The sequence below is a fragment of the Spirillospora sp. CA-128828 genome (assembly GCF_050945415.1).
Classification (GTDB): domain Bacteria; phylum Actinomycetota; class Actinomycetes; order Streptosporangiales; family Streptosporangiaceae; genus Spirillospora.
In genome coordinates, this window is the sequence record NZ_CP191986.1 from 7,040,696 (window position 1) to 7,063,653 (window position 22,958).

The 22,958-nt window shown below is 71.5% G+C and carries 27 protein-coding genes; 16 read left to right on the forward strand and 11 right to left on the reverse strand.

Going from position 1 to position 22,958, the window contains the following annotated elements:
* Window positions 1–80: 80 nt before the first annotated feature.
* The 3 genes from ACQPXG_RS33865 to ACQPXG_RS33875 all read left to right on the forward strand — a co-directional run bounded on the left by ACQPXG_RS33865 (window position 81) and on the right by ACQPXG_RS33875 (window position 2,841).
* The gene (locus ACQPXG_RS33865) at window positions 81–599 is read left to right on the forward strand and encodes a MarR family winged helix-turn-helix transcriptional regulator (RefSeq protein ID WP_433463200.1); all 519 of its coding nucleotides are present in this window, start codon (window positions 81–83) and stop codon (window positions 597–599) included.
* The gene (locus ACQPXG_RS33870; RefSeq protein ID WP_433463201.1) at window positions 596–1,438 is read left to right on the forward strand and encodes an EamA family transporter; all 843 of its coding nucleotides are present in this window, start codon (window positions 596–598) and stop codon (window positions 1,436–1,438) included. Before ACQPXG_RS33865 ends, ACQPXG_RS33870 begins: the two co-directional genes overlap by 4 nt.
* A gap of 131 nt (window positions 1,439–1,569) precedes the next feature.
* Window positions 1,570–2,841: a helix-turn-helix domain-containing protein gene (locus tag ACQPXG_RS33875; protein ID WP_433463202.1), complete on the forward strand. Its 1,272-nt coding sequence runs from the start codon at window positions 1,570–1,572 to the stop codon at window positions 2,839–2,841.
* Window positions 2,842–2,856: 15 nt separating this feature from the next.
* Here ACQPXG_RS33875 and ACQPXG_RS33880 read toward each other — a convergent pair whose 3' ends face one another.
* The 6 genes from ACQPXG_RS33880 to ACQPXG_RS33905 all read right to left on the reverse strand — a co-directional run bounded on the left by ACQPXG_RS33880 (window position 2,857) and on the right by ACQPXG_RS33905 (window position 8,344).
* On the reverse strand, window positions 2,857–3,072 hold the full coding sequence (locus ACQPXG_RS33880) for a hypothetical protein (RefSeq protein WP_433463203.1): 216 nt from the start codon (window positions 3,070–3,072) through the stop codon (window positions 2,857–2,859).
* A 40-nt stretch (window positions 3,073–3,112) separates the two neighbouring features.
* Window positions 3,113–4,309: an RNA-guided endonuclease InsQ/TnpB family protein gene (locus ACQPXG_RS33885; RefSeq protein WP_433463204.1), complete on the reverse strand. Its 1,197-nt coding sequence runs from the start codon at window positions 4,307–4,309 to the stop codon at window positions 3,113–3,115.
* Between the two features lie 18 nt (window positions 4,310–4,327).
* Complete coding sequence (locus ACQPXG_RS33890) at window positions 4,328–4,552, reverse strand: hypothetical protein (RefSeq protein WP_433463205.1); 225 nt, start codon at window positions 4,550–4,552, stop codon at window positions 4,328–4,330.
* On the reverse strand, window positions 4,549–5,526 hold the full coding sequence (locus tag ACQPXG_RS33895; protein ID WP_433463206.1) for an acyl-CoA desaturase: 978 nt from the start codon (window positions 5,524–5,526) through the stop codon (window positions 4,549–4,551). The genes ACQPXG_RS33890 and ACQPXG_RS33895 overlap by 4 nt, the downstream gene beginning before the upstream one ends.
* A gap of 62 nt (window positions 5,527–5,588) precedes the next feature.
* A complete protein-coding gene (locus tag ACQPXG_RS33900; protein WP_433463207.1) occupies window positions 5,589–6,854 on the reverse strand; it encodes a lipase family protein in 1,266 nt (421 codons plus the stop codon).
* 80 nt (window positions 6,855–6,934) lie between these two features.
* Window positions 6,935–8,344 (reverse strand): PLP-dependent aminotransferase family protein, encoded by a 1,410-nt coding sequence (locus tag ACQPXG_RS33905; protein WP_433463208.1) that lies wholly within the window; start codon window positions 8,342–8,344, stop codon window positions 6,935–6,937.
* 47 nt (window positions 8,345–8,391) lie between these two features.
* Here ACQPXG_RS33905 and ACQPXG_RS33910 point away from each other — a divergent pair, with 47 nt between their 5' ends.
* Window positions 8,392–9,567: an MFS transporter gene (locus ACQPXG_RS33910; RefSeq protein WP_433463209.1), complete on the forward strand. Its 1,176-nt coding sequence runs from the start codon at window positions 8,392–8,394 to the stop codon at window positions 9,565–9,567.
* 79 nt (window positions 9,568–9,646) lie between these two features.
* Here the strand turns inward: ACQPXG_RS33910 and ACQPXG_RS33915 are convergent, their stop codons facing one another.
* A complete protein-coding gene (locus ACQPXG_RS33915; RefSeq protein ID WP_433463210.1) occupies window positions 9,647–9,811 on the reverse strand; it encodes a hypothetical protein in 165 nt (54 codons plus the stop codon).
* Window positions 9,812–10,094: 283 nt separating this feature from the next.
* On the opposite strand from ACQPXG_RS33915, the gene ACQPXG_RS33920 reads away from it, so the two are divergent.
* On the forward strand, window positions 10,095–10,796 hold the full coding sequence (locus ACQPXG_RS33920) for an HAD family hydrolase (protein WP_433463211.1): 702 nt from the start codon (window positions 10,095–10,097) through the stop codon (window positions 10,794–10,796).
* On the opposite strand, the gene ACQPXG_RS33925 is transcribed toward ACQPXG_RS33920, so the two are convergent.
* Complete coding sequence (locus tag ACQPXG_RS33925; RefSeq protein ID WP_433463212.1) at window positions 10,783–12,024, reverse strand: hypothetical protein; 1,242 nt, start codon at window positions 12,022–12,024, stop codon at window positions 10,783–10,785. The two genes, ACQPXG_RS33920 and ACQPXG_RS33925, sit on opposite strands and share 14 nt — an antisense overlap.
* A gap of 149 nt (window positions 12,025–12,173) precedes the next feature.
* On the opposite strand from ACQPXG_RS33925, the gene ACQPXG_RS33930 reads away from it, so the two are divergent.
* Genes ACQPXG_RS33930 through ACQPXG_RS33945 form a run of 4 tightly spaced genes read left to right on the forward strand, consistent with a single transcriptional unit; the run spans window position 12,174 to window position 13,027 of the window.
* Entirely contained in the window at window positions 12,174–12,383 is a 210-nt protein-coding gene (locus tag ACQPXG_RS33930) for a hypothetical protein (protein ID WP_433463213.1), read from the forward strand.
* Entirely contained in the window at window positions 12,373–12,606 is a 234-nt protein-coding gene (locus ACQPXG_RS33935; RefSeq protein ID WP_433463214.1) for a hypothetical protein, read from the forward strand. Before ACQPXG_RS33930 ends, ACQPXG_RS33935 begins: the two co-directional genes overlap by 11 nt.
* Window positions 12,606–12,821, forward strand: coding sequence for a hypothetical protein (locus ACQPXG_RS33940; protein WP_433463215.1), 216 nt, complete (start codon window positions 12,606–12,608; stop codon window positions 12,819–12,821). The genes ACQPXG_RS33935 and ACQPXG_RS33940 overlap by 1 nt, the downstream gene beginning before the upstream one ends.
* Window positions 12,818–13,027, forward strand: coding sequence for a hypothetical protein (locus tag ACQPXG_RS33945; protein WP_433463216.1), 210 nt, complete (start codon window positions 12,818–12,820; stop codon window positions 13,025–13,027). The genes ACQPXG_RS33940 and ACQPXG_RS33945 overlap by 4 nt, the downstream gene beginning before the upstream one ends.
* A gap of 167 nt (window positions 13,028–13,194) precedes the next feature.
* Here ACQPXG_RS33945 and ACQPXG_RS33950 read toward each other — a convergent pair whose 3' ends face one another.
* Complete coding sequence (locus ACQPXG_RS33950; protein ID WP_433461706.1) at window positions 13,195–14,382, reverse strand: IS110 family transposase; 1,188 nt, start codon at window positions 14,380–14,382, stop codon at window positions 13,195–13,197.
* A gap of 231 nt (window positions 14,383–14,613) precedes the next feature.
* On the opposite strand from ACQPXG_RS33950, the gene ACQPXG_RS33955 reads away from it, so the two are divergent.
* From ACQPXG_RS33955 to ACQPXG_RS33980, 6 genes are all read left to right on the forward strand, one after another.
* A complete protein-coding gene (locus ACQPXG_RS33955; protein ID WP_433463217.1) occupies window positions 14,614–15,144 on the forward strand; it encodes a hypothetical protein in 531 nt (176 codons plus the stop codon).
* Window positions 15,145–15,166: 22 nt separating this feature from the next.
* The gene (locus ACQPXG_RS33960; protein WP_433463218.1) at window positions 15,167–15,976 is read left to right on the forward strand and encodes a phosphotransferase; all 810 of its coding nucleotides are present in this window, start codon (window positions 15,167–15,169) and stop codon (window positions 15,974–15,976) included.
* 287 nt (window positions 15,977–16,263) lie between these two features.
* A complete protein-coding gene (locus ACQPXG_RS33965) occupies window positions 16,264–16,821 on the forward strand; it encodes a hypothetical protein (RefSeq protein ID WP_433463219.1) in 558 nt (185 codons plus the stop codon).
* Window positions 16,788–17,108, forward strand: coding sequence for a hypothetical protein (locus ACQPXG_RS33970; RefSeq protein ID WP_433463220.1), 321 nt, complete (start codon window positions 16,788–16,790; stop codon window positions 17,106–17,108). Before ACQPXG_RS33965 ends, ACQPXG_RS33970 begins: the two co-directional genes overlap by 34 nt.
* 44 nt (window positions 17,109–17,152) lie before the next feature.
* Window positions 17,153–17,683 carry an NUDIX domain-containing protein gene (locus ACQPXG_RS33975; protein WP_433463221.1) on the forward strand — a complete coding sequence of 177 codons (531 nt, stop codon included), beginning with the start codon at window positions 17,153–17,155 and terminating at the stop codon, window positions 17,681–17,683.
* A gap of 164 nt (window positions 17,684–17,847) precedes the next feature.
* Complete coding sequence (locus ACQPXG_RS33980; protein ID WP_433463222.1) at window positions 17,848–18,375, forward strand: hypothetical protein; 528 nt, start codon at window positions 17,848–17,850, stop codon at window positions 18,373–18,375.
* A 23-nt stretch (window positions 18,376–18,398) separates the two neighbouring features.
* Here the strand turns inward: ACQPXG_RS33980 and ACQPXG_RS33985 are convergent, their stop codons facing one another.
* On the reverse strand, window positions 18,399–21,401 hold the full coding sequence (locus ACQPXG_RS33985; RefSeq protein WP_433463223.1) for a BTAD domain-containing putative transcriptional regulator: 3,003 nt from the start codon (window positions 21,399–21,401) through the stop codon (window positions 18,399–18,401).
* Between the two features lie 79 nt (window positions 21,402–21,480).
* On the opposite strand from ACQPXG_RS33985, the gene ACQPXG_RS33990 reads away from it, so the two are divergent.
* Entirely contained in the window at window positions 21,481–22,338 is an 858-nt protein-coding gene (locus tag ACQPXG_RS33990) for an NAD(P)-dependent oxidoreductase (RefSeq protein ID WP_433463224.1), read from the forward strand.
* Here ACQPXG_RS33990 and ACQPXG_RS33995 read toward each other — a convergent pair.
* A complete protein-coding gene (locus ACQPXG_RS33995; RefSeq protein WP_433463225.1) occupies window positions 22,335–22,895 on the reverse strand; it encodes a hypothetical protein in 561 nt (186 codons plus the stop codon). The two genes, ACQPXG_RS33990 and ACQPXG_RS33995, sit on opposite strands and share 4 nt — an antisense overlap.
* Window positions 22,896–22,958: the final 63 nt, after the last annotated feature.

Below are 22,958 nucleotides of genomic sequence, written 5' to 3' on the forward strand. Positions count from 1 at the left end.
CGTTACCCGCCAGCATCGCACGCAAACGACGCCGCGCCGGGGTGGGACACACCCGGGTTCCGCGCTATAATGCATGAGTCATGCATGAACGATTGGGGAACCTGCTGGGCGCCGCCTCGCTGGCGGTGACCGACCTCGTCGTGGCCGGGGCCACGGACGCGGGACGGGTCAGCACGAGCGGCGCGGCGGCGCTGATCGTCCTGTCCGCGGCGCCCGATCTGGGCGTCACCGAACTGGGGCGGCGCGTCGGCCTCACCCAGTCCGCCGCCGCGCGGATGGTGGACGGGCTGCAGGCCGCCGGCCTGGTCCGGCGCCGTTCCGGCGGAGGCCGGGTGGTCCACGTGCGGCTGACGCCGAAGGGCGAGGAGGCGGTGCGCGGGATGCTGGCCGCGCGGGGCGCACCGCTGGCCGAAGTGCTGACCGTCCTGGACGACGACGAGCGCGAGACGCTCACCGGCCTCCTCGCCAAGCTGCTCACCCGCCTGTACGAGGAGATCGGCGACTCGGACGTGATCTGCCGCCTCTGCGACCGGCGGTGCTGCACCGCCGGCGCGGTGTGCCCGGTCGGCCAGGCTGAGCGCGACGCGGGAGGCGTGTGACCGGCGTCCTGCTCGCACTGACTTCGGCGCTGCTCTACGGCATCGCCGACGTCTGGGGAGGGCTGCTGTCCCGCCGCGCCGACTTCGCCGCCGTGGCGCTCCTGGGCCAGGCCGGCGGGCTCGTGTTCGCGGTCGTCGCCGCGCTGTTCATGCCCGCGACCGAGATCGCCGCCACGGACCTGGGTTGGGGCGCGGTGTCGGGCATCGGAACGGGCCTGGCGATGGTCTTCCTCTACCGGGGCATCAGCAGGGGCGATCTGAGCGTGGTCGTCCCCGTCAGCGCGGTCGGCGGGGTCGCGCTGCCGGTCGTCGTCGGCGTCGCGTTCCTCGGCGACCGCCCCGCTCCGGCGGCATGGATCGGGATCGCCATCGTGCTGCCCGCGCTGTGGCTCGTGTCCCGGTCGCGGTCGGAGGAGCGGGGCACGGTGCGCGCGGCACTCTTCAACGGGCTCGCCGCCAGCGTCGGGATCGGGGTTCAGTACCTGGCCCTCGCACAGGCCGGCGACGATTCGGGCATCTGGCCGGTCGCGGCGGGACGGGTGGCGGCCGTCGTGACGGTCGCGCCGATGATGTGGTCGCCTGAGCGCCGTTTCCCGTCCGGGCGGATGTGGTTCTGGTCGGCGGTGAACGGAGGGTTCGCGGCCGCGGCGCTCGTCTGCTACCTCCTGGCCACCCGCGAGCAACTGGTCGTCATCGCGGTCGTGCTGTCGTCGCTGTACCCGGTGGTGCCGGTGCTGCTCGGCGTCACGGCGCTGCGCGAGCGGCTGTCGTGGCCGCAGGCCGCCGGCCTGGGCGGCGCCGGTGTGGCCGTCGTGCTGCTGACCCTCGCGTCGCAATAACGGAAACCAGGTTTTGTGCGAATTCGCGTGTCGCATTCGCAGGGCGTGACAAGGAATCAGGCGGTCTTGTCATCGATGTGAGTGTCTTGTGTGACGTCCGCTCCTTAGCCTGACGGCCGAGGTGTCCGCTCATGGAGGTGACACTTTTGACGGAACTGCACGAGAGGTCCGGGGAAGCCGATGGCATAACCGACGATCTTTCGGGTGAACCGTGGCGCGACGTCCCCCGGGAGGAGGCGCAGTGGATTCGCCCGCACCTCCCGGCACTGGTGGACTCCATGGTGGAGGGCGTGCTGCGGCACGTCCCCGAGTACGCCCGGCCGGACGACCCCGTCTACACCGAGGTGATGCGGGTCGCGGTGGCGCAGGGCATGGGACATTTCGTGCAGATGATCGCCGACCCGGACGCGTCCTGGCAGGAGGTGCACCAGGTCTTCTTCGACATCGGGTACGGCGAGGCGATGGAAGGGCGCTCGCTGGAGCATCTGCAGAACGCGCTGCGGGTCGCGTCCCGGACCGCCTGGCGGTACCTGTCCCGGGAGGCCGAGCGGCTGACGAAGCCCCGCAGGCTGGCGATCGTGCTGACCGAGGTGAACTTCGCCTACCTGGACCTGCTGGCGTCCGCCGCCGCGCAGGGCTACGCGCGGGCGCGGGAGAGGACGGCGGGCGATCGGGAGCAGCGCCGCGGCCGGCTGCTGAGCCTCCTGTTGTCGGATCCGCCCGCGCCGCGGGACGTCGTCGCCGAGCAGGCGAACCTCGCCGGCTGGGCGCTGCCCGGGCGGCTGGCGGTGATCGTGCTCAGCCCGCGTCCGGGCGGCGGCGGGGAGGGGCCGGCCGGCCTGCCGCCGTTCCTGCTGAGCGGGGTCGACCGGGGGCGGCCGTGCCTGGTGATGCCCGACCCGGACCGGCCCGGAGGGCCCGACCGGCTCACCGCCACCCTCGGCGGGTGGGAGGGCGCGGTCGGCCCGTCGGTGCCGGCCGAGCAGGCCGGGATCTCCCTGCGCTGGGCGCACCGGACGCTCGACCTGGTGGCGGCCGGACGGCTCACCCGGGACGGGCCCGGCACGCTCGTCCACGCCGACCGGTACGTGCCGGACCTGCTGCTTCAGGAGGGCCGGACGCTCGCCGAGGCCGCGGCGCGGCGCCGGCTGGCTCCGCTCGGCGCGCTCGGCCCGCACCGCGGCGCCCGGCTCGCGGCGACGATGCTGGAGTGCCTCAAGCACGGCTTCAACGCCACGGACGCGGCGGAGACGCTGTGCGTGCACCCGCAGACCGTCCGGTACCGGCTCGCGCAACTGCACGAGATCTTCGACTACGACATCGAGGATCCGGCGATCCGGCTGGAGCTGATGCTGCTGCTCCCCGTCTGGCTGCGGGACAACGCCGACGGGGAGCACACATAGATCGCCCAGCGGTGCTCATCCCGGTCGTGCCGCCACCTCCGTGACCGGCAGCCTTCCGTCGAGGTAGGCCAGGCGGCACGCGGACCGGGCGATCTTTCCGCTGCTGGTGCGCGGCAGGCCGCCGGGCTCGATCAGCACGAAGTCGTGAACGCGCAGGTCGTGCTGCTGGTTCACGGCCGTCCGCACCGCCCCCGCCACCTCGTCCAGGTCGAGCAAAGACTGGTCCGTCATGTAGTCCTTGACTTCCTCCCCTCCTTGCGGAGTGGGATCCCTACGGCTCACGTCGCAGGGTTTCCTGCTTCGTCGCCGACTGCCCGCCCGGAGTTCTCCGTTGAGGTCTTACACCGGCTCCACAGGCCGACACCGCCAGCCCGGCGGCCAAAATGTTGCAGGCTGCGTTCACGTCCCGGTCATGGGTCGTGCCGCAGCCGCACGTCCAGGCACGGACATGCAACGGCATCTTCTCAGCGAGAGCGCCGCAGACCGAGCACAGCTTGGATGAGGGGAACCAACAGTCGACCGCGATCACTTCACGGCCGTACCAGCGGGCCTTGTACTCCAGCATGCTGCGAAACTGCGACCACGCGGCATCGGAGATGGCGCGGGCCATCCTGCCGTTCTTCAGCAGGTTGCGAACGGTCAGGTCCTCGATCACGACCACTTGGTTTTCGCGGACGAGACGAGTACTGATCTTGTGAAGGGCGTCGCGCCTACGGTCGGCGATCCGGGCATGAATGCGGGCGACCTTCCGGCGCGCCTTCCTGCGGTTGGCGCCGCCCCCGGGAGCCTTGCGCGCCAGTTCACGCTGGGCCCTGGCCAGACGCTCCCGCTCACGGCGTTCGTGCCGGGGATTGGTGATCTTCTCCCCGGTGGACAGGGTCAGCAGATGATCCAGGCCTGCGTCCACACCGACCGCGTCGCCGTTGACCGGCAGCGGCCCGACCGCCGGGTCCTCCACCAGGATGGATACGAACCAGCGGCCCGCACTGTCCTGGGACACGGTCACCGTGGACGGCTGCGCCCCCTCGGGCAAGGGCCGGGACCACACGATGTCCAGCGACTCGGCCATCTTGGCCAGTGTCAGCCTGCCGTCCTGAAAACGGAATGCGCTCGTGGTGTACTCGGCGGACCTGCGGGACTTCTTGCGACTCTTGAACCGCGGATATCTGGCCCGTTTGGCGAAGAAGCCGGTGAACGCCGCCTGAAGATGGCGCAGCGCCTGCTGCAGCGGCACCGAGGACACCTCGTTGAGGTAGGCGAGTTCGTCGGTCTTCTTCCACACCGTCAACATCGCCGAGGTGTCGTTGTAGTTCACTCGCTCCCGCCGCAGCGTCCACGCCTCGGTACGGGCGGCCAGCGCCATGTTGTAGACCTTGCGCACGCACCCGAACGTGCGCGACAGCTCCGCCGCCTGCGCATCCGTCGGGTAGAAGCGGTACTTGAACGCCCGCTTCACATGGGTGGCCACGGCTCACAAACTAGCGCATCAGTGTGTGGCCAGCAGCAGGTTCCGGGCAGCCCGCGTCGAATCGCCCTGGCGGCGGCTCGGCTGCTCCCCGCTTCGACAGGAGTCCGTTTCGTACCCCGCCTGAAGTGGCGGGCCGCGACGTAATCCCATGAACGTGTACGCGCGGTCGTCCGGGAAGTCCTCGGCGAATCGCGAGAGACGCTCGATGAGGGGTGTCCGGTCGAGCGCGGGGAGGCCGGTCATGACGCTTCTCCGTCGCGGACGACGCCGTCGCGGGAGACACGGCGGGCGGCGAGGCGGTCGTGGTCGGGCCAGCGGACGTCCCAGACCCAGCCGAGCCTTTCGAAGATCCAGATGACCCGGGCGCTGATGTCGATCTGGCCCTTGAGGACGCCGTGCCGCGCGCAGGTCGGGTCGGCGTGGTGCAGGTTGTGCCAGGACTCGCCGAACGACGGGATCGCCAGCCACCACACGTTGCGGGCCTTGTCGCGGGTCTGGAAGTCCTCCTTGCCGAACACGTGGCAGATCGAGTTGATGGAGAACGTGACGTGGTCGCCGATGAAGACCCGCATCACCCCGGCCCAGAACATCGCCGTGACGGCCCCGTGCCAGGAGAACGTGAGCAGCGCGCCCAGCCCCATCGGGATGAGGAAGGTCGACAGGACGATCACGGCGTAGACGGGGTCGAGCGACAGGAACCGGATGTCCCTGTCCTTGAGCAGGTCGGGCGCGTACTTGCTGCGGGATGTGCGGTCCTTGCTGAAAAGCCAGCCCATGTGCGCGTGGTAGAGGCCCTTGGTGAGGCCCCAGACGCCGGGGCCGTACGCCCACGGCGAGTGCGGATCGCCTTCCTGGTCGGCGTACTTGTGGTGGCGGCGGTGGTCGGCGACCCAGCGGACGACCGAGCCGTGCATCGCCTGCCCGCCGAGAACGGCGAGGACGATGCGCAGCCACCGCTTGGCCTTGAAGCCGCCGTGCGTGAAGTGCCGGTGGTAGCCGACGGTTATCCCGATCGCGTTCAGCGGATACAGGAACGCGAAGATGGCGACGTCCGTCCAGCCGATCCCCCAGCCCCACAGGAAGGGGACGGCGCCCAGCAGCCCGATGATCGGCCCGACCACGAACACCACGACCGCGACGCGCTCGGGGAACGGGACGGTGCCGGAGATGTCCGGCTGCGGGGTTCGGCTGCCGACGTCGGCGACGCCCGCTGTCATGTTCAGGACTCCTTGTTTCGAGGTTCGGGGGTTTTCGAGTTGCCGGTGTCTCAGGTCGCGGATCAGCAGTCGCCCTGGACGGGCTTGCCCTCGAAGCGGTCGGCGAGGAAGTTCGTCACGTCGCCGGCGGCGCCCCAGTCCGTGGACAGGTGCTCGGTCGGGTAGGTGTTCTTCCACGTCGTGTTGATGCCGGCCTTGCAGTAGGCCTGGCGCGTGGCGTCCTCGGTCTCGTGCGGGATGATCTCTTCGAGCCACCCGCGGTACTGGAACACCGGGAAGCCGATCTTGTACGTGGCGGTGGAGGACGGGGGGCCGATGTCGACGCCGAGCCTTTGCCGGTCGACGATGTCGCCCCACGTGACGCCGCCGGGGCCCTTCAGCGCGTAGATCCGCTCCAGGGACAGGCCGTCCTTGGAGAAGTCCTCGACCCTCGCGCCTAGGAAGACGGCGAGCGTCCCGTACAGGCAGTTGGACCGCACGTCCTTGATCGCCTGCTCGCCCCTGTCGTTCATCAGGTCGTCGAACGGCATCTCGGGGTGGGCTGCGTGCAGGCCGACGAGCGCGTCGGCGAGGAAGCCCGCGAAGAATCCGCCGTTGAGCTGCTCGGCCGTCAGCTTCAGGTCACCTGGGACGCCGCCCGCCGCCGCTCCGGCCACGTCCAGCTCCGGCGCATAGGACGCGGCGAGCTGCGCGCCCCACAGCGCCGCGGCGCCGCCCTCGGAGTAGCCGGAAATGCCGACCTTGCCGCCCGGTGTGAGCGTGCCACCGGGAATGCGGCGCGACGTCCGGACGATGTCGAGCAGCGCGTGCCCGGCGTTCGCGCCGACCATGTACGTGTGGACCTGCCCGTTCAGGTACCCGGCGCCGTCGGTGGCGGCGACCGCGAACCCGGCCTTGAGGAACAGCGTCAGGTTGGCGCCCTCGTGCATGTCGACGTATTCGCCGGCGAGCTGCTTGGAGAACGCGCACTGCGGGGCCGAGCCGAGCGTGCCGGGGTTGAACGCGACCGTCGGGCGGGCGCCGCCCTTCGTCCAGGCCGCGTCCGGGACGGCGACCGTCCCGGTCACCACGTTCCGGGCGCCCTCGGCGTCCGTCGAGACGTACCGGACCTTCCACGCCTTCATCGGGACGTCGCCGGGGATGTTCGTCAGCTTCGCCGGGCGGCAGGCGAGCAGGTCGCCGGGGTCCCCCGTCACCGTCGCCGGCGGCGCCGCGTAGATCTCGGCGTTGGTGGCGCCGCAGCCCGCGGGCGCGGCCGACGCGGTGCCTGCGGGAACGGCCAGGGCCGCGCCTAACGCCGCGGTGGTGAACAGGGCACGGAAACGCATGCCGACGACTGTGTCCCACCGCCCTTGAGGGGCGGAATGAAGTCTCGTCACATGCCGGGCGGCCGTTATTAGCACCCAACTCAACAAACGAGAAGGCCGGCCACCTCACGGATCCCGTCGCGGACGGCGGTCTCGCCGAGGTCGCCGAATCCCAGCACGAGCTGCGGAGGCTCGGCCGCACCGGACGCCCGGTACGTGCTCATCCCGTACAGGCCGACGGACCGCTTGCGCGCCTCCGCGACGACGTGCCGCTCGTCCGCCCCTTCGGGGAGGTGGGCGACGGCATGGAAGCCGGCGTCCAGGCCGGTCAGCCTCACCTCCGGCGCGTGCCGGGCCAGCGCGTCCACGAGCGCGGCGCGCCGTGCGGCGTAGACGGGCCGCATGTGGCGCAGATGCCGCCCGTACCGGCCGGACTCGATGAGCGCGGCGAGCGCGAGCTGGTCGAGGACTGGCGAGCCCCTGTCGTCGAGCCGCTTCTCCTCGGCGACGGCCCTGGTGAGCGCGGGCGGGCACAGGATCCAGCCGAGCCGGACGGCCGGGGCCAGCGACTTGCTGACCGTCCCGAGACCGAGGACGCGGCCGGGCGCGAGCCCCTGGACGGACCCGACGGGTTCGCGGTCGTAGCGGAACTCGGCGTCGTAGTCGTCCTCGATCACGAGCGCGTCGCGCTCGCAGGCCCAGTCGGCGAGGGCGCGGCGCCGCTCGGGCGCGAGCACGACGCCGGTCGGCCACTGGTGCGCGGGGGTGACGACGACCGCGCGGGCACCGCTCGCGTCCAGCGCGCCGACGTCCAGCCCGAGGTCGTCGACGGGGACGGGCACCGCCTCGACTCCGGCGCGCTCGGCGGCGGCCATGGTCGCGCCGTCGCCGTAGCCGGGGTCCTCGAACGCCACGCGCCGCACACCCCGGCGGGCCAGCACGCGCAGGACGATGTTGAGGCCCTGCGCGAAGCCCGCGCAGACGACGATGTCGCCGGGTTCGGCGACCGCCGCGCGCACCCGCCGGAGGTGGCCGGCGAGGACGTCGCGCAACGGCTCGGCGCCGCGCGGATCGCCGTAGCCGAGCGCGTCGTTCGGCGCCGTCCGGGCCACCTCCCGCTGCGCCCAGCACCAGTCGCCGCGCGGGAAGGAGGCCAGGTCGGGCACTCCCGAGGCGAAGTCGACGCGGAGCCGCGGCGCCGGGCGCAGGCCATCGCCGGCCTCCTCCTCCCGGTGGACCCGGACGGGCGCCACGCGCGTGGCCGAGCCCGTTCTCGTGCACAGGTATCCCTCGGCGGTGAGCTGGCCGTAGCACTCCTGGACGAGGCCGCGCGAGACGCCGAGCTGGCGGGCCAGCTCCCGGGACGACGGCAGCCGCTCCCCCGCCTTCAGCCGTCCGGTGCAGATCGCGTCGCGCAGCCCGGTCTCCAGCTGGGAGCGCAGCGTCCCGGCGGCGTCCCGGTCCAGGGGCAGCAGCAGTTCCGGCGGTGAACCGGCCCACTCGATCGCCATGGAATTGGACCATACAGCAGGCCGGATCGTCCCCTAGCGTCTCAAGCATGAGCGAGACACTGCAGCGCACCGAGGTCGTCCGTGAGTCGCGGCCGCGTCTGGTCGGACGGCATCTGGCGCTCGTGTTCGTGGCCACCTTCACCACGTTGACCGGGTTCTTCCTGATGTTCTCGGTCGTCCCGATGTACGCGGCGTCCGGCGGGGCGGGCGGTGTCGGCGCGGGCGCCGCCACCGGCGCGCTGATGCTGACGACGGTGCTCGCCGAACTCTCGCTCCCCCGGCTGCTCACGTGGTTCGGGCACCGGAGGGTGTTCGCGGCGGGTCTGCTGCTGCTCGGGCTGCCGCCGCTGGCGCTGCCCCTGTCGTCGTCGATGGCGGCGATCACGGCGGTCAGCCTGGTGCGCGGCCTCGGCTTCGCGGTCGCCGTGGTGCTCACCGGCGCGCTGGTGGCGGCGCTCGTCCCGGCGGAGCGGCGCGGCGAGGGCCTCGGCCTGTTCGGCGTCGTCGCAGGAGTGCCGTCGCTGCTCGCACTGCCGCTCGGTGTCTGGCTCGCCCACCGGGTCGGCTACACGCCGGTGTTCGTCGCGGGCGCGCTGTTCCCGCTCGCCGCGCTCGCGGTGCTGCCCGGGCTGCCGCGCCGCCTCGGCGCGCCGTCCGCGGAGGCGGAGCGGCCGTTCGGCATCGCGGCGGGACTGCGGTCGGCGGCGCTCCTGCGTCCGGCGATCGCGTTCGCCGCGACGGCGATGGCCGCCGGGATCCTGGTCACGTTCCTGCCGGAGGCGGTCCCGGGCGGCGGGGTCGCGGCGGCGGCTCTCTTCGTCCAGCCGACGGCCACGACGCTCACCCGCTGGTGGGCGGGCCGGGTCGGGGACCGGCACGGCGCCGGACGGCTGCTCCTGCCCGCCGTGGCGGCCGCCGCGTCCGGGATCGCGCTGCTGTTCCTCGTGCCGAACACGGTCGCCGTCCTCGCCTCCATGGTCCTGTTCGGCGCGGGCTTCGGCGTCGCCCAGAACGCGAGCATGGCGGTCATGTACGAGCGGGCCCCCGCGTCCGGCTACGGAACGGTCAGCGCCCTGTGGAACATCGGCTACGACGGCGGAATGGGCATCGGCGGCGCCGCCTTCGGCCTGACCGCCGCCCAAACCGGCTACCCAACAGCCTTCGCCCTGACGGCAACGGCAATACTCCTAGCCCTCCCCCTTACATTTTCCCGCCGCAGCTAACGGAGACGCGTTCGACGCCCTGATGTCACCTTTTTGGCTCACCAGAGCCGGTGGTTGGCCCACTCTCGGGCTGGACGCGTCATCGGATCGCCTCTTCCGCGGCAAGCCGGGCCTCGGCCTGGGCCGCCCCGCCGAGGTACCCGCACCCGAAGGTGCGCCCGGGCCCGATCGGCTGCAGGTGAAGGCGGCGGAGGTGTTCGCGGCCGAGCTTGAGCAGGGCCGCGTGCCGGGTCCGGAAGATCAAGGCCCGGCTGAGTGTCGGGCAGCCGCGAGCGAAGGAGGTACAGGGGTACCTCGCCGTACTCGCGGGGGCATCGCCGAGGTAGGCGAGCCTGGGTGTACTTGCCTGATGAGGGCAGGCACGTCCCGCCCAACGTGAGGGCCCCGGACGGGTGGACCGTCCGGGCGCTGGCATGTCTGGGAAAGACTTACGCCCCGCCTCGGAGAGGGGCGGGGCGCCGGTGCATCGCCCCGTCAGCGTAGCGGCGCCCGACCTGCCCCGGCATGGGTTCGCCTACGATGCGTCCGTGCGAACCCTGGTGCTCTGGGACATAGACCACACACTGATCAGCATCGGCAGCCTCAGCGGCGAGATCTACGCTGAGGTTTTCCACCACGTCACCGGGCGCCCGCTGGAGAAGCTCGCGGACATGACCGGACGCACGGACCGCGCGATCACCGCCGAGACCCTGCGGCTTCACGGCATCGACCCCACAGACCAGCTCACGCGGGCCTTCGCCGAGTCGCTGGCCAGCGCGTTCGCGGCCCGACAAGACGACATCAGAACGCGCGGCCGGGAACTGCCCGGGGCCCGGGCAGCACTGGAGACGCTCGGCCGCCGAGCCGACGTCATCCAGTCCGTTCTCACGGGCAACATGAGACCGATCGCGGCATGCAAGCTGGCCGCGTTCGGCCTCGACGGGTTCGTAGACATGGAGGTCGGCGCGTACGGCCTGGACGACACCGAGCGGCCACCCCTGGTGAAGCTGGCCCGAGCGCGGGCGGGCCAGCAGTACGGCCAGACCTTCGACAGCTCCACAACCGTCCTGGTGGGCGACACCCCCAACGACGTGTCCGCCGGGCACCAAGGCGGCGCCCGCGTGGTGGCAGTCGCGTCCGGGGCCAGCACCGCAACGCACTTACGCGCTGCCGGCGCGGAACTGGTTCTCGACTCCCTGACCGATACCGGAGCTGTCGTCCGGGCGGTTCTCGACGTCACCCGGTCGTGACCCGCTCCACCAGCGCCCGCACCTCCGGGACGTCATAGGGCTGCATCCGCTCGACCAGCTCGGCAAACCGCTCGTCGACGCGCGCGGACCCGATCCGCGCCGCGAGGTCGTACGCCTCGGCCGCCACATGGGCCGCCTGCTCCGGCTCGTCCTGGACGAGGTGCGCGGCCGCAAGCCGCGTCTTGTAATGGGCGAGGTCACGTGCATGGTCGGGTGCGGTGGCCTCGGCGAGGTTGACCGCGTCCGTGAGTGCCGTGATGGCTTCATCAGGGCCCAGCAGGTCCTGTATCGACAGGTCTAGCAGGCACGCGCCGCGTTGCGCCGCGAGCTCGACCTCGCCGACGTAGGCGGTCCATTGGGGTTCTTCGTCCTGGTGCTCATCGGCGGCATACGCGGTGGCCGCATGGTCGAGTTGCTCGCGGGCTGCGCTGACGTCGCCGAGCCGGGCGCACGCGCGGGCCGCGCGGTTGTGCAGTGTGGCGCGGGTGCGGTGCGTTGCCTCGGCACGGGCGAGGCTGAGGGCGGCATCGGCCAGTGCGCGGGACCTCTGGGGTTGATCACGGTAGAAGGCGTGCAAGCTCAGGTATCCCATGGCGTGCGCGGCCAACCCGAGATCATCAATCTTGTGAGCTGCGTAAATCGTCGCGGACAGATTTCGGGACGCGTCCCCGTGGCGCGTCGCGTCGATCGACAACCACCCGGCCATCTGGGTGAGCCCGGCCATCGCCGACACGAGCCGACGTTCCACCGGGAGCCTGAGCGAAGCGTTGCTGAACAGCCGGAAGGCCGCAGCTACCTGACCCTCGATGACGCGGCACAGCTCGTTGCCGCCGAACTCGTCATCGAGCCGATACAGCCGGCCGAGCAGAGCCTCGACGCTCTCGACCGTGAGCGGCGGGGCCGGTCGGGAGTCGGGGTGCGATGCCGGATCCGAGAGCAGCAGGGGCAGAGGGTGTGCGTCCGCAGAGGGGGCTTCCGGGTCGAATAGCTCATCCTCAGGCACTTGGAGGGCGCGGGCCCACAAGATGCGGTAGCGAGGCCCCGGGGTGTGCGCGCCGGCCTCATGACCGCGAATAGTGCGCTCAAGGTCCCTGAGGGCGGGGAGCCTGCGCCGGACGGGTTCGGGCGCGAGGTCGCGCCACTGTTCGGCGAGGTCGGCGACGGTCAGCCCGGCCGCCTTCCTCGCGGCGCGCAGGCGCGCACCGATGGCCGCGTTCTCGGACGACATGTTGCGATGCACCTCGGCCGGGATGTCCGCGGATGCGGGCCCGCATCCGCGCGTATCCGCGATTATCACGCTGACCTGTAGCCCCCGCCACAACTTCACTGGACGTGACCGGATCACAACCCGTGCATCGCAGCCCAGGACGGTCCTCCGTGAACGCGACGTCGCAAGACATCGAGCAGGTCAAAGAACAGCTTCGGGCCCAGTTCCCCGGCTGGTCGATCATCCGGACCGACCGCGGCCGGTGGTGGGCGACCCGTGGGCCCCTCGTTCGTGCGGAGTTGAACGAGGAGGCGTCCGCCGACGCTGACACCCCCGAGGAGTTGGCCGAGGCGATCCGGGCGGTGTCCAGTGGCCGCTGACCTTTCACCCGGCGGCAGGGCGCTCGCGGAGCTCCGCGAGCAGTTCCCCGGCTGGCAGATCGATTGCCACCACCGTGGTGCGCTGCCGTGGGAGGCGCGGCGGCTCCGGATCCGCCCGCCCGGTGGCGTCGCGTGCATCGTGGCGGCCGAGCCCGGACACCTCCGCGAGTTGCTCACCGCGGCGACTGCGATCAACACGCGGAACTTGGGGCGGTTGCCGTGATGCGGGGACCGTTGGAGGACACCGCCAAGGTCGATCCGGTGCCCATCCGGGTGGCCGAGGCGCGGCGCATCGAGGCCCGGTATGGGGGCGTGGTGTGGTTCGGGTACTTCACCGGCCTCTGGTGGGCCCTGGTCGACCGGCGCGCCCTCGTCCAGGCCGCGACTCCGGACCGGCTCGGCGAGGCCATCATGGCCGCGAGGAGGCGGGCCGCATGAGGCTCTCCAGCGGACACGAGGTGTACGGCAAGAACGGCGTGTTCATCATCGCCGAGCGCCCCTCCGGGGACGTGGTCAGCGCCTTCTACGCCGTCGAGGGCTCGCCGGGCTGGTGGCGAGGGCACGCGTTCGGGAGGGTGCGGCGGCTGTTCCTGCCGGGCGCCGAGCCGCTGACGGTTGCCGAGCGGTTCATGCGCCGGCCGTGAAGCCGGGGCGGCGCCGCTCAGGTAACCCCGGGGCCGGGCGGCGCCGCCCCTTCCAGACACCTGCGGCCCGGGCCCCATGTGGCGCGCACCCGGGCCGCGGCGAACAACCCGATGGAGCGCGCCGAAGAGGAGGACTCCCAATGACGTTGTCAACTGACGATCTGGGCTCATGCCGCCTTGAGCGTGGGTGGGGTGGCCTGGAAGGTGCGGTTGTCGCGCAGGAGGGCCCACAGGACGTTGACACGGCGTCTGGCCAGGGCGAGGACGGCTTGGGTGTGCCGTTTGCCCTCGCGCCTCTTCCGGTCGTAGAAGGCGCGCGATTCTGGATGTCGCTGGATGCTGATCAGCGCGGAGGTGTAGAAGACCCGCTGGAGTCCGCGGTGGTAGCGCTGCGGGCGGTGCAGGTTGCCGTGGATGCGTCCGGAGTCACGTGCGGCGGGAGCCAGGCCGGCAAAGCCGGCCAAGCGGTCGGGGCTTCCGAAGACGTCCATGTCGCCGCCGGTGGCGGCCAGGAACTCGGCACCGAGGATGACTCCGATGCCGGGCAGGCTGGTGATCACTTCGGCTTTCTCGTGTCGGCGAAACCGGTCCTCGATGAGCTGCTCGACGTCCTTGATGTGCTCGTTGAGGGTCATCACCTCCCTGGCGAGAGCCTCGATGAGCTGGGCGGTCAGGGTCTCGCCGGGCAGCGTGGTGTGCTGGCGGCCGGCCGCGTCGGCAGCGGCCTGAGCGAGCTGGGCCGCGCCGCGGACCCGGCGGGCCTTCAACCACGCCTCCAGCCGGGTGCGGCCGAGGCGGCGCAGCCCGGCGGGGGTCTGGTAGCCGGTCAGCAGGATCAGCGGCCCCGCATTGGTAACGTCCAAAGCCCGCTCCAGGGCTGGGAAGATGCTGGTCAGTGCGGCGCGCAGCCGGTTGATGGCGCGGGTTCGGTCGTGGACCAGGTCGGTGCGGCGGGCGGTGAGCAGCTTCAGCTCCACGCTGATCTCGTCGGCGCCGCGCAGTGGAAGCAGGTCCCGGCGGATGCGGGCCTGGTCGGCGATGACGGCGGCGTCGCGCGCGTCGGTTTTGCCTTCGCCCCGGTAGCCGTCGGCAGCCCGGTTGACCTTGCGGCCGGAGATGTAGAGCAGCGGCTGGTCGTGGGCGGCCAGGATCGCGATCAGCAGGCCCGCTCCGCCGTCGGCCAGGTCCACCGCCCAGGTCGCCTCACCCAGATCCAGGACGTCGCTCATCAGCTTCAGCAGCTCGGGTTCGTCGTTGGCGACGGGCCTCGACAGCAACCGCTTGCCGTCGCCGTCGATGACCACGCAGTGATGGTGGATCTTCCCTGCATCGACACCAGCCCAGATCTGGCCCATCACGCTCCCATACGACGACGTCACCTATCCCGCAGACGGCCACGCTGGCATGTCCCTACACGGCGATCAGTTCGCAGCTCCCAATCAGCAGCCGTGCCGTCAGGGGGTGCCGGGCGGCCAGTCCTCCGGAGCCATATCGGCGGCAGAGCCGTGAAAGCCACACCCGGCACCCCTGGGCGCCAGAACCCTACGACGGTCCGGGCCACCCATGAGCTGAAAGGTAGGGAAGCCGTGACCATCACCACCGAACGGGCGACCGGAACCGCCCTCGACCCCCGCGGCCTGGTGGACGCCGAGGTGTTCGAGAAGCTGTCCGCCTACGTCGCCAAGCACCAGGAGGTCACCCGCACCTACGCCGAGGGCGTGGTCGGGCAGGCGCTCGTGTGGCTGCGCGCCGTCGCCGAGAACCCCGGTGTCCGGCTCGCCATGTCCGACACCGTCGACCCTGGCTGGCACGCGTTCATGCTCCACTCGCAGGACTACACGCGGTTCTGCGAGCAAACGCTCGGCTTCTACCTGCACCACGTTCCGCCGGCGCCCGGCGTCACCTCGGGTGAGGACGAGATCGCGCGGACTCTGCCCGCGCTGCACGCCACGGGGTACCGGGTCGAAGTCGAGCACTGGGCGGGCGCGGCGTACCCGTGCTGCCCGCCGAACCCGTGCGTCGCGAAGGTCGCCGAGCAGGCGCGGGCGTCCAGGTGCGACGCTGACACCGGCGCACCCCCGCCGGCGTCCAGCGCGTCCGGGCCGCAGAGTGCCTGACCGGATGGCAGGCTCTCCCGTCATGGACCGCATCGGGTGGGAGAGCCTGCCGACCAATCTGGTCGGCGCTGTCGCTGACGAGTTGGGGCCGCTGGTGAAGGTCGAGCAGATCGGCGAGGGCCGCCGCTCGGCGTTCGCCGCCGTCGCCCACCTCGACGCCGGGCGGGTGTTCCTCAAAGGCGCGCCGGTCAGCGACGAGCGGGCGGCCGCTCAACTCGACCGTGAGGCCACCATCAACCCGCACGTCCAGGCGGTCACCCCGGAAATGGTGTGCGACCTGGAGGCCGGCGGGTGGCGGCTGCTCGGGTTCGAGCACGTCGAGGGGCGGCGCGCGGACTACACGCCCGGGTCCCGGGACCTGCCCGCCGTCCTGGATGCTCTCGACACGGTGGATGGTCTGAAGGTGCCCGCCGATGTGGGGGTGATGTGGTTCGAGGGGCGTTGGTCGGACTACGCCGCCGCCCCCCAACACCTCGCCCAGTTGGCCGGCGGAGCTCTTTTGCACACCGACCTGAACCCCGGGAACGTCGTCGCCGGCCCGGGCGGCGCGACGGTGGTCGACTGGGGCATGGCCAGCATCGGCGCGGCGTTCGTGAACCCGGCCGACCTGGTGGTGAACCTCGTCGCGTGCGGGCACGCCCCGCGTGACGCCGAGGCCGCCGTCACCGGGATGGCCGCGTGGAATGAAGCCGACCCGTCGGTGATCGACTACTACGCGCGGCTACTGGCCACGACGTGGCTGGAGGCGTTCTGGTCGTTCACGCATCCGTGGGCGCGTGCGGTGGTGGGCGCTGCGGTGCGGTGGGCGATGTACCGGAGAGGTGGCCGCTGACCCTTCCCAGAGGGTCGGCACTTTGACGCGCGCCGGGTGGGGGGTGGGTCCTCGGCCGGAACGTCCCCGCCCGGCGCGCCCAAGCACGCGACGTCGATCCTTGCCCGACCTCTGGCGAGGAGCCGGTGGCGGAGTTGGGCTTCCGTGTCGGCGCAGAGGGTGTGAACGAGCCCGTCGCGGATCTCCGACTCGGTCAGCAGGCGGTCGCGTGTGGCCGACCATGTCTCGCGGTCGTCCTGGCAGGAGGACTCGCACGCGTCCGCGCGGCCCGGGATCGATACGAACAGATGTACCGGCGGGTCGGCGGTATTCCGGTACGGCCGCGCGTGGTCGCCTACCTCAACGACCGGGTGGGGCCGCTGATCCGCGGCGGGTACGACGACCGCACCGGGAGGGAGCTGCTGCGCGCGACCGGTGGACTGGTCGCGCTGGCGGGGATCTCCGCCTACGATGCCGACCGGCAAGCGCTCGCGCAGCGGTATTTGCTGCATGCGCTACGGATGGCCAAGGCGTCCGGCCATCGCGGGTTCGGCGGGTACTGCCTGGCGTTGCTGGCCAACCAGGCGATGTACCGCAAGGACTACCGGCGTGTGCTGCAGTACACGCAGACGGCGCTGCGCGGCGCCGAAGGGCACCTGTCCCCGGCCCTGGCGGTGGACCTGCACACGTTGCAGGCCAAGGCGTACGCGTGGATCGGCGACACCCGCAGCAGCCACCGCCGCATGACCCAGGCTGAGGGGCATCCAGATCCGGCCGGAGAACGAACCGCCGGAGACCAGGTATGTGCAGCCCGGCCTGCTGGAGACGCAGCATGCACGAGGTGCTCCACCGCCTCGGTGACCTGACCGCAGCCGAGACCTACGCCGAGCAGGCCGTCCATGCCTCCAGCGGGACGCACCTGCGAGGCCAGGCGCATCGGCTCGCGACTCTGGCGCAGGTTCAGGAGGACCGCGGTAATGCCGAGATCGCCGCGGCGACCGGGCAGCAGATGCTGGACCGTACCGAGGGCATGGAGTCGGGGCGCATACATGACCGCGTCACCGGTCTCGTCCGTGCCCTCGCCCCCTACGACACTGCCGACGTGCGTACGTTTTGCGAACGCGCAGAGCTTCAGCTGCACCGCGACCAGTAGCGTGACGGGGTGATCGGCGCCCACCGGACAAGGGAGCTCGCCTCGTGCGCTGGAAGATCCATTCCGAGAAACCGCATTATAGCGACCCCTGGCTCGACATCCGCCTCGCTGACGTCGAGATTACCGGCGGTCGGCACCTGGACCACCGTCTCATCCGGTCGGAGCCGGGCGCTGGTGCGGTGGTGGTCGACTCGGAGCAGCGGGTTCTGCTGGAGTGGCGGCACCGGTTCATCACCGATGCGTGGGGCTATGAGATACCCATCGGCGGCATCGGGGACGGGGAGGCACCCGAAGCGGCCGCCGCGCGCGAGGTAGAGGAAGAAACCGGATGGAGGCCCGGCCCGATGCGTCCGCTTACCATCGTGCACCCCACCCCGGGCATCAGCGACAGCCGCCACTACATCTTCTGGGCGGACGGCGCTACGCACGTCGGCCCGCCTGCCGAGGACTGGGAGGCCGAGCGCATCGACTGGATCCCGCTCGCCGACGTTCGCGGGCTGGTCGAGGCGGGGGACATCGTCAGCGGCACGAGCATTGCCGCACTGCTGCTCGCCGCGTCGACGCCCTCGCACTGATCTTCGAGGCCTTCCGCGCTCCAGGAATTCGCAACCGTGACTTCCTCCCAAGGCTTTAAGCCTGGGCTGAAGGGGTCTGGCATGGCGGGTCTCGAACGGGTCATGATCCTGCCTCGACCGGGTGATCGTCACCCGCACCCCGCACAGGCGAAAGGCAGGACTACATGCTCTCAATCCGCAGGCTGTCGGCCGGGGTACTGGTGGCGGGGGGCGCGATGTCGGCGATGCTGGCCACCGGGGCGCCCACCGCCCAGGCCGCACCCGAGGTTCCCGCGACACCCACCGAGGCCAACATCGGCAGTGAGGCCGTCGAGCCGATGACGGCGCCCACCGCCGACGCCAAGGGGACCAAGCCCCCCAAGACCGCCAAGTGCTACACCTGGAAGAACGCCTTCGGCACGAGGTTCGGTGATGGCTGCTTCGACTACAAGTCCGATGACGTCTGGGTCCGTGATCGCTGGAACAACGGCCTGAACTTCCGCGTCCACACGCAAAATGTCCTCGACCGCCACAACCGCTACTGCAAGAGCACAGGCGGTAACTGGCACCGGTGTCGTTACAACTACGAGGAAACCCTCTGCGCCCGCATGCACGGTTATCACCCGCCACACGTCGTGGAGCAAGGCTGGGGTCCATACATCCATGTGAAGAACGGTTACACCACCCCCAGTGGGAAGTGCTCCGACGGGTGACAGGTCAGGAGGCATCTCCATCTTCAATCGGGGAGTGTCGCCCGGTCGTCACTTGGTGGATCCGGGCTGAGGCGGGCGGCGATCCGTTCGACGTCGCCGCGCTCCGGCTCTGGCAGCGGGGCGCCTGTGGCTGCGCGGGCTTCGGAGGCGGCTGTTAGGGACTTCGTGGCCTCTTCGGAACGGCCTGTCAGGGAAAGTGCACCGGCCATCCCTTCCTGGGCGAGCGCGATCGCGCGCGGGTTTCCTGTTGTGCGGGCTGCCGCTAGGCCCTCGGTGTGCAGCGCGAGCGCCTGTTCCGCGTCGCCTCGGAGTTCGGCGATGAAGCCCAGCTCGGCCAGGAGGAATGCCAGGCCGGGAGCGCCGTCGATGTCACGGCACCAGCCGAGCCAGCGGCGCAGGATCGTCTCGGCCTCGTCCAGGTGTCCGCGCCGGCGGGCCGCGAGGGCGAGGCCGACCTCGGCGAAGTGCTCCATCCGCTTGTGCGACTCGCGGATCGCGAGCCGCCTGCCGCGTTCGTGGAGTTCGTCCGCGCCGTCGAGATCGCCTTCCAGCAGCGCGATGCGGCCGAGGCGTGTCAGCCGTCCGGACATTTCCGTCCAGAGCCCGAGTTCCTCGGCATCGTGCAGGCCACTCTCGTGGAGTTCCTTTGCGCGGGCGTAGTCGCCCGTGACCTCGGCGAGCAGGCCGAGGGTTTCGGTGGCCTGGAGGCGTCCCCAGCGGTCACCTGTTCTGCGGAACAAACCCAGGGCCCGCTCGCCGTCCTGTCCGGCCTGGTCGAGGTCGCCTGCCGAAAGCGCCTGCGCGGCCCGGGTGGCGAGCGCCGCCGCCTCGCCCCAGACGTCACCATTCGTCTGGAACCCCCCGAGCGCGCGGGTGGTGAGTTCGTCGATCGCGTCCAGGTCGCCGAACCCGGCGCGGACGAACCCGAGGAACCAGTGCGCCCATGGGTCGTCGTCGGAGGCCAGGGCCTTGCGGACGCGCTCATCGCGGTCGGTGCCGTCGCCGTCGAGCATCACGAAGCCGGTGTGCCAGGTCCGTGCCCTCGCCGTGGACGTCGCGCCCGGGACGTCCAGCGCCCGCTCGAACGCCCGGCGCGCCTCACCGGATCGTCCCCAGAGGAACCAGGCCCAGCCCATCGCGTTCACCAGCCGCAACGCCTGATCCGCGTCCCCGGCCCGGACTGCGCCATCGAGCGTGGCCCGCAGGTTGCCGGCCTCCGCGGGCAGCCGCCGCAACGCGTCACGCTGACCCGGGCCGCGCAGATCGGCGTGCTCGGCCAGTTCTGTGTAGTAGGCGGCATGGCGGCGGCGCGTCTCCTCGTACTCGCCCGCCTCGTGGAGCCGCTCGGCGCAGTACGCGGCGACCGACTCCAGCAGCCGGTACCGTCCGTCCCCCGCCACGACGAGCGATCGGTCGACCAGGCTCGCGAGCACGTCGACGTCCGCGCCGCAGACCTGTTCGGCCGCTTCCAGCGTGGAGCCGCCGGTATGGAGCGCCAGCCGTCGCAGCACCGCCCGCTCGCGTTCGTCCAGGGGCTCCCAGCTCCAGTCGATCAGCGCGCGGAGCGTCCGCTGCCGGGCCGGGGCGTCCCTCGTGCCGGACGACAGCAGCCGGAACCGGTCGTCCAGCCGGGCCGCCAGCCCGTCCACGCCGAGCGCCCGCACGCGGGTCGCCGCCAGTTCCAGCGCCAGCGGGACGCCGTCGAGCCGCTCGCAGATCGCCGCCACCGCCTCGGCGTTCCCATCGCCGCGCGAGATACCCGCCCGCTCCGCGAACAACTCGGCGGCGGCGCCGGAGTCCAGTGGCGAGACGGTCCAGAGTCGCTCGCCCGAGATCGCGAGCGGCTCCCTGCTCGTGGCGAGGACGCGCAGGTCCGGGACGTCCCGCAGCATCCTGGCGGTCAGCCGCGCCACCGGGTCGGCCACATGCTCGCAGTTGTCGAGGACGAGCAGCGTCCGCTTCCCGCGCAGGGCCTCGCCCAGCCTCGCCGCCGGACTCCCGCCGGAGCCGGCGTCGTCGCGCAGCCCCAGGACCCCGGCCACGAACGACGCCACCTCGTCAACCGACGTACCCGGCTTCAGGCCCTCGTCGAGCGGCACCAGCCAGACACCGCCTGCGTGGTGCCGGCCGCGGGCGACCGCCACCGCGAGCCGTGTCTTTCCGACACCGCCCGTCCCGTGCAGCGTCACCAGGCGCGACACGTCCAGCAACCCGGTCAGTTCTCGCACGGCCTCGTCCCGGCCGATGAGAGGCGCCACGTCGGCCGGCAGGTTTCCCCTCGTCCCGGTGAACACGGGATCACGGCGGAGGATGGCCGCGTGCAAGGCGGCCAGCTCGGTCGCGGGGTCGATGCCAAGTTCGTCGCGCAGGCGGACCCGCAGATCGTCGTAGGCGGCGAGCGCGTCTCCGGGACGGCCCGCGTCGTACAGCGCCCGCATGTACGCGGCCCGCAGCCGTTCCCGCAGCGGGTGCTCGTCCACGAGACCATGCAGCTCAGCGACCAGTGCCGCGTCCTCGCCCAGCTCAAGCCGGGCCTCGGCACGGCTCTCCATGGCCGCGAGACGCAGTTCGTCCAGGCGGGCGCTTTCGGGGTCGGCGAACGACGCGTCGCCGAAGTCGGCGAACGCGGGGCCGCGCCACAACGCCAGCGCGTCGGCGAGGAGAGCGACACGGGTCGCCACGTCGGGTTCCCCCATCGCCCGCTCGGCCAGGTCGGCGAAGGTCCGCGCGTCGGTCGGTCCGTCCAGCCGGTAGCCCGGAGGACGTGACTCGACCAACGCGCGGGCGCCCGGCTCGGCGTCCTCCAGGGTTCGGCGCAGCTGTGAGACACGGGCCCGGAGGGTGGCCGAAGGATCGGCGGGCAGGGCGTCGCCCCACAGGTCGTCGATGAGCCGGTCGGCGGAGACGACGCGTCCGGACCGCGCGAGGAGGGCGGCGAGGAGCGTGCGCACCTTGCGGTCGGCCACCCGGACGGGCCGGCCGTCCTCGGTCCGCACCTCCAGCGGACCGAGGACCCCGAAGCGCATACGCCCACCGTAATGCGGCCCGAACCTTTCCCGAACCCGGCCGCCGCAGTCTGGGGCCCTACCGAACGAAAGGACCGGCATGAACACGTCCGTGACCGTCCTCGGCCTGGGCCTGATGGGATCCGCGCTGGCCGAGGCGCTCCTGCGGGACGGCCGAACCGTCACCGTCTGGAACCGTTCGCACGCCAAGGCCGACCCGCTCGTGGCCAAGGGTGCGGTGAAGGCGGAGACGGCGGCCGAAGCGATCTCGGCGAGCCCGCTCGTGATCGTGTGCCTCTCCGTGTACGCCGACGCCGAGGGGATCCTCGGCGACGCGGCCGGGCGCACGATCGTCCAGCTCACCAACGGAACGCCCCGGCAGGCCCGCGCCCTGGCAGACCGCGTCACCGGACAGGGCGGCCGTTACGTCGACGGCGGGATCATGGCCGTCCCACCGATGATCGGGCGGCCGGAGGCGCTCATCCTCTACAGCGGCGACGAGGAGGCCTTCGAAGAGCACGGCGAGACCCTCGCGGTGCTGGGCCGGCCGCAGTTCCTGGGCGGCGATCCCGGCCTCGCGCCGCTGTTCGACCTGGCGCTGCTGGACGCCATGTACGGCATGATCGCGGGCTTCCAGCACGCGGTGGCGCTCGTCCGCTCGGAGAAGGTGCCGGCCACGACGTTCGAGCCGATGGCCACCGCGTGGCTGACCGCGATGATGGCGTCGTTCCCCGAGCAGGCCCGCGCCGTCGAGGCGGGCGACTTCGCCACCCGGGTCTCCAGCGTGGCGACCAGCCAGGTGGCTTTCCCCGGCCTGATCGAGACGAGCCGCGACCAGGGCGTCGACCCGGGCCATCTGCCCGCGCTGCGGGACCTGTTCGACCGCGCGGTCGCCGAGGGCCACGGCGACGACGGCCTCGCCCGCCTGATCACCCTGCTGGAGCGCCCCGCGCGCTAGGCGTCCGCGAGGAGGCCGGAGGTCTCCAGGTACTGGCGGCCGCGGGGGGTGAGGTCCCAGGCGTTGTGGCGCCACTCCTTGCGCCGCCAGACGACGCCGGCCGACAGCAGCTTGCGGCCGACACGGCTGATCTCGGTCTCGTCGGTGCCGAGTTCGGCGGCGAGCTGCTGGTTGGACAGCCCCTGGCGACGGAACACGGCGACGAGGAAGCGGGCGGCGTGACCGTCGGGCTGCAGCGCGAGCTGAAGGCCGGACGGGAGCCGCCTCAGCGCCCAGTGGACGACGTCGATCAGCCCGAGGATGCGGCCGCGCTGCTCGCGCTGGGGGCCGTCGAGGGCGTCGACGTCGAGGTAGTGGCGGTGCAGCCACTGGAGCCCGTCCTGGCATTCGACCAGGGCGGGCTCGTCGGCGCTCAGCGAGGCGTCGGTGATCAGCATGCCGAGCGCCGAGAAGTGGCCGTCGCTGATGACCTTCGCGTGTTCCATCGCGTCGATGAGGCGCCGGACCTCGGTCCGGCGGTCGTGCGTGCTGGGGACTCCGTCTGCGTTGACGTTCACCGCTCACTCCCGGGTCGAGGACCACACCGCCGGATGCTTCCAGGGTGCGTCCATGCCAAGTGA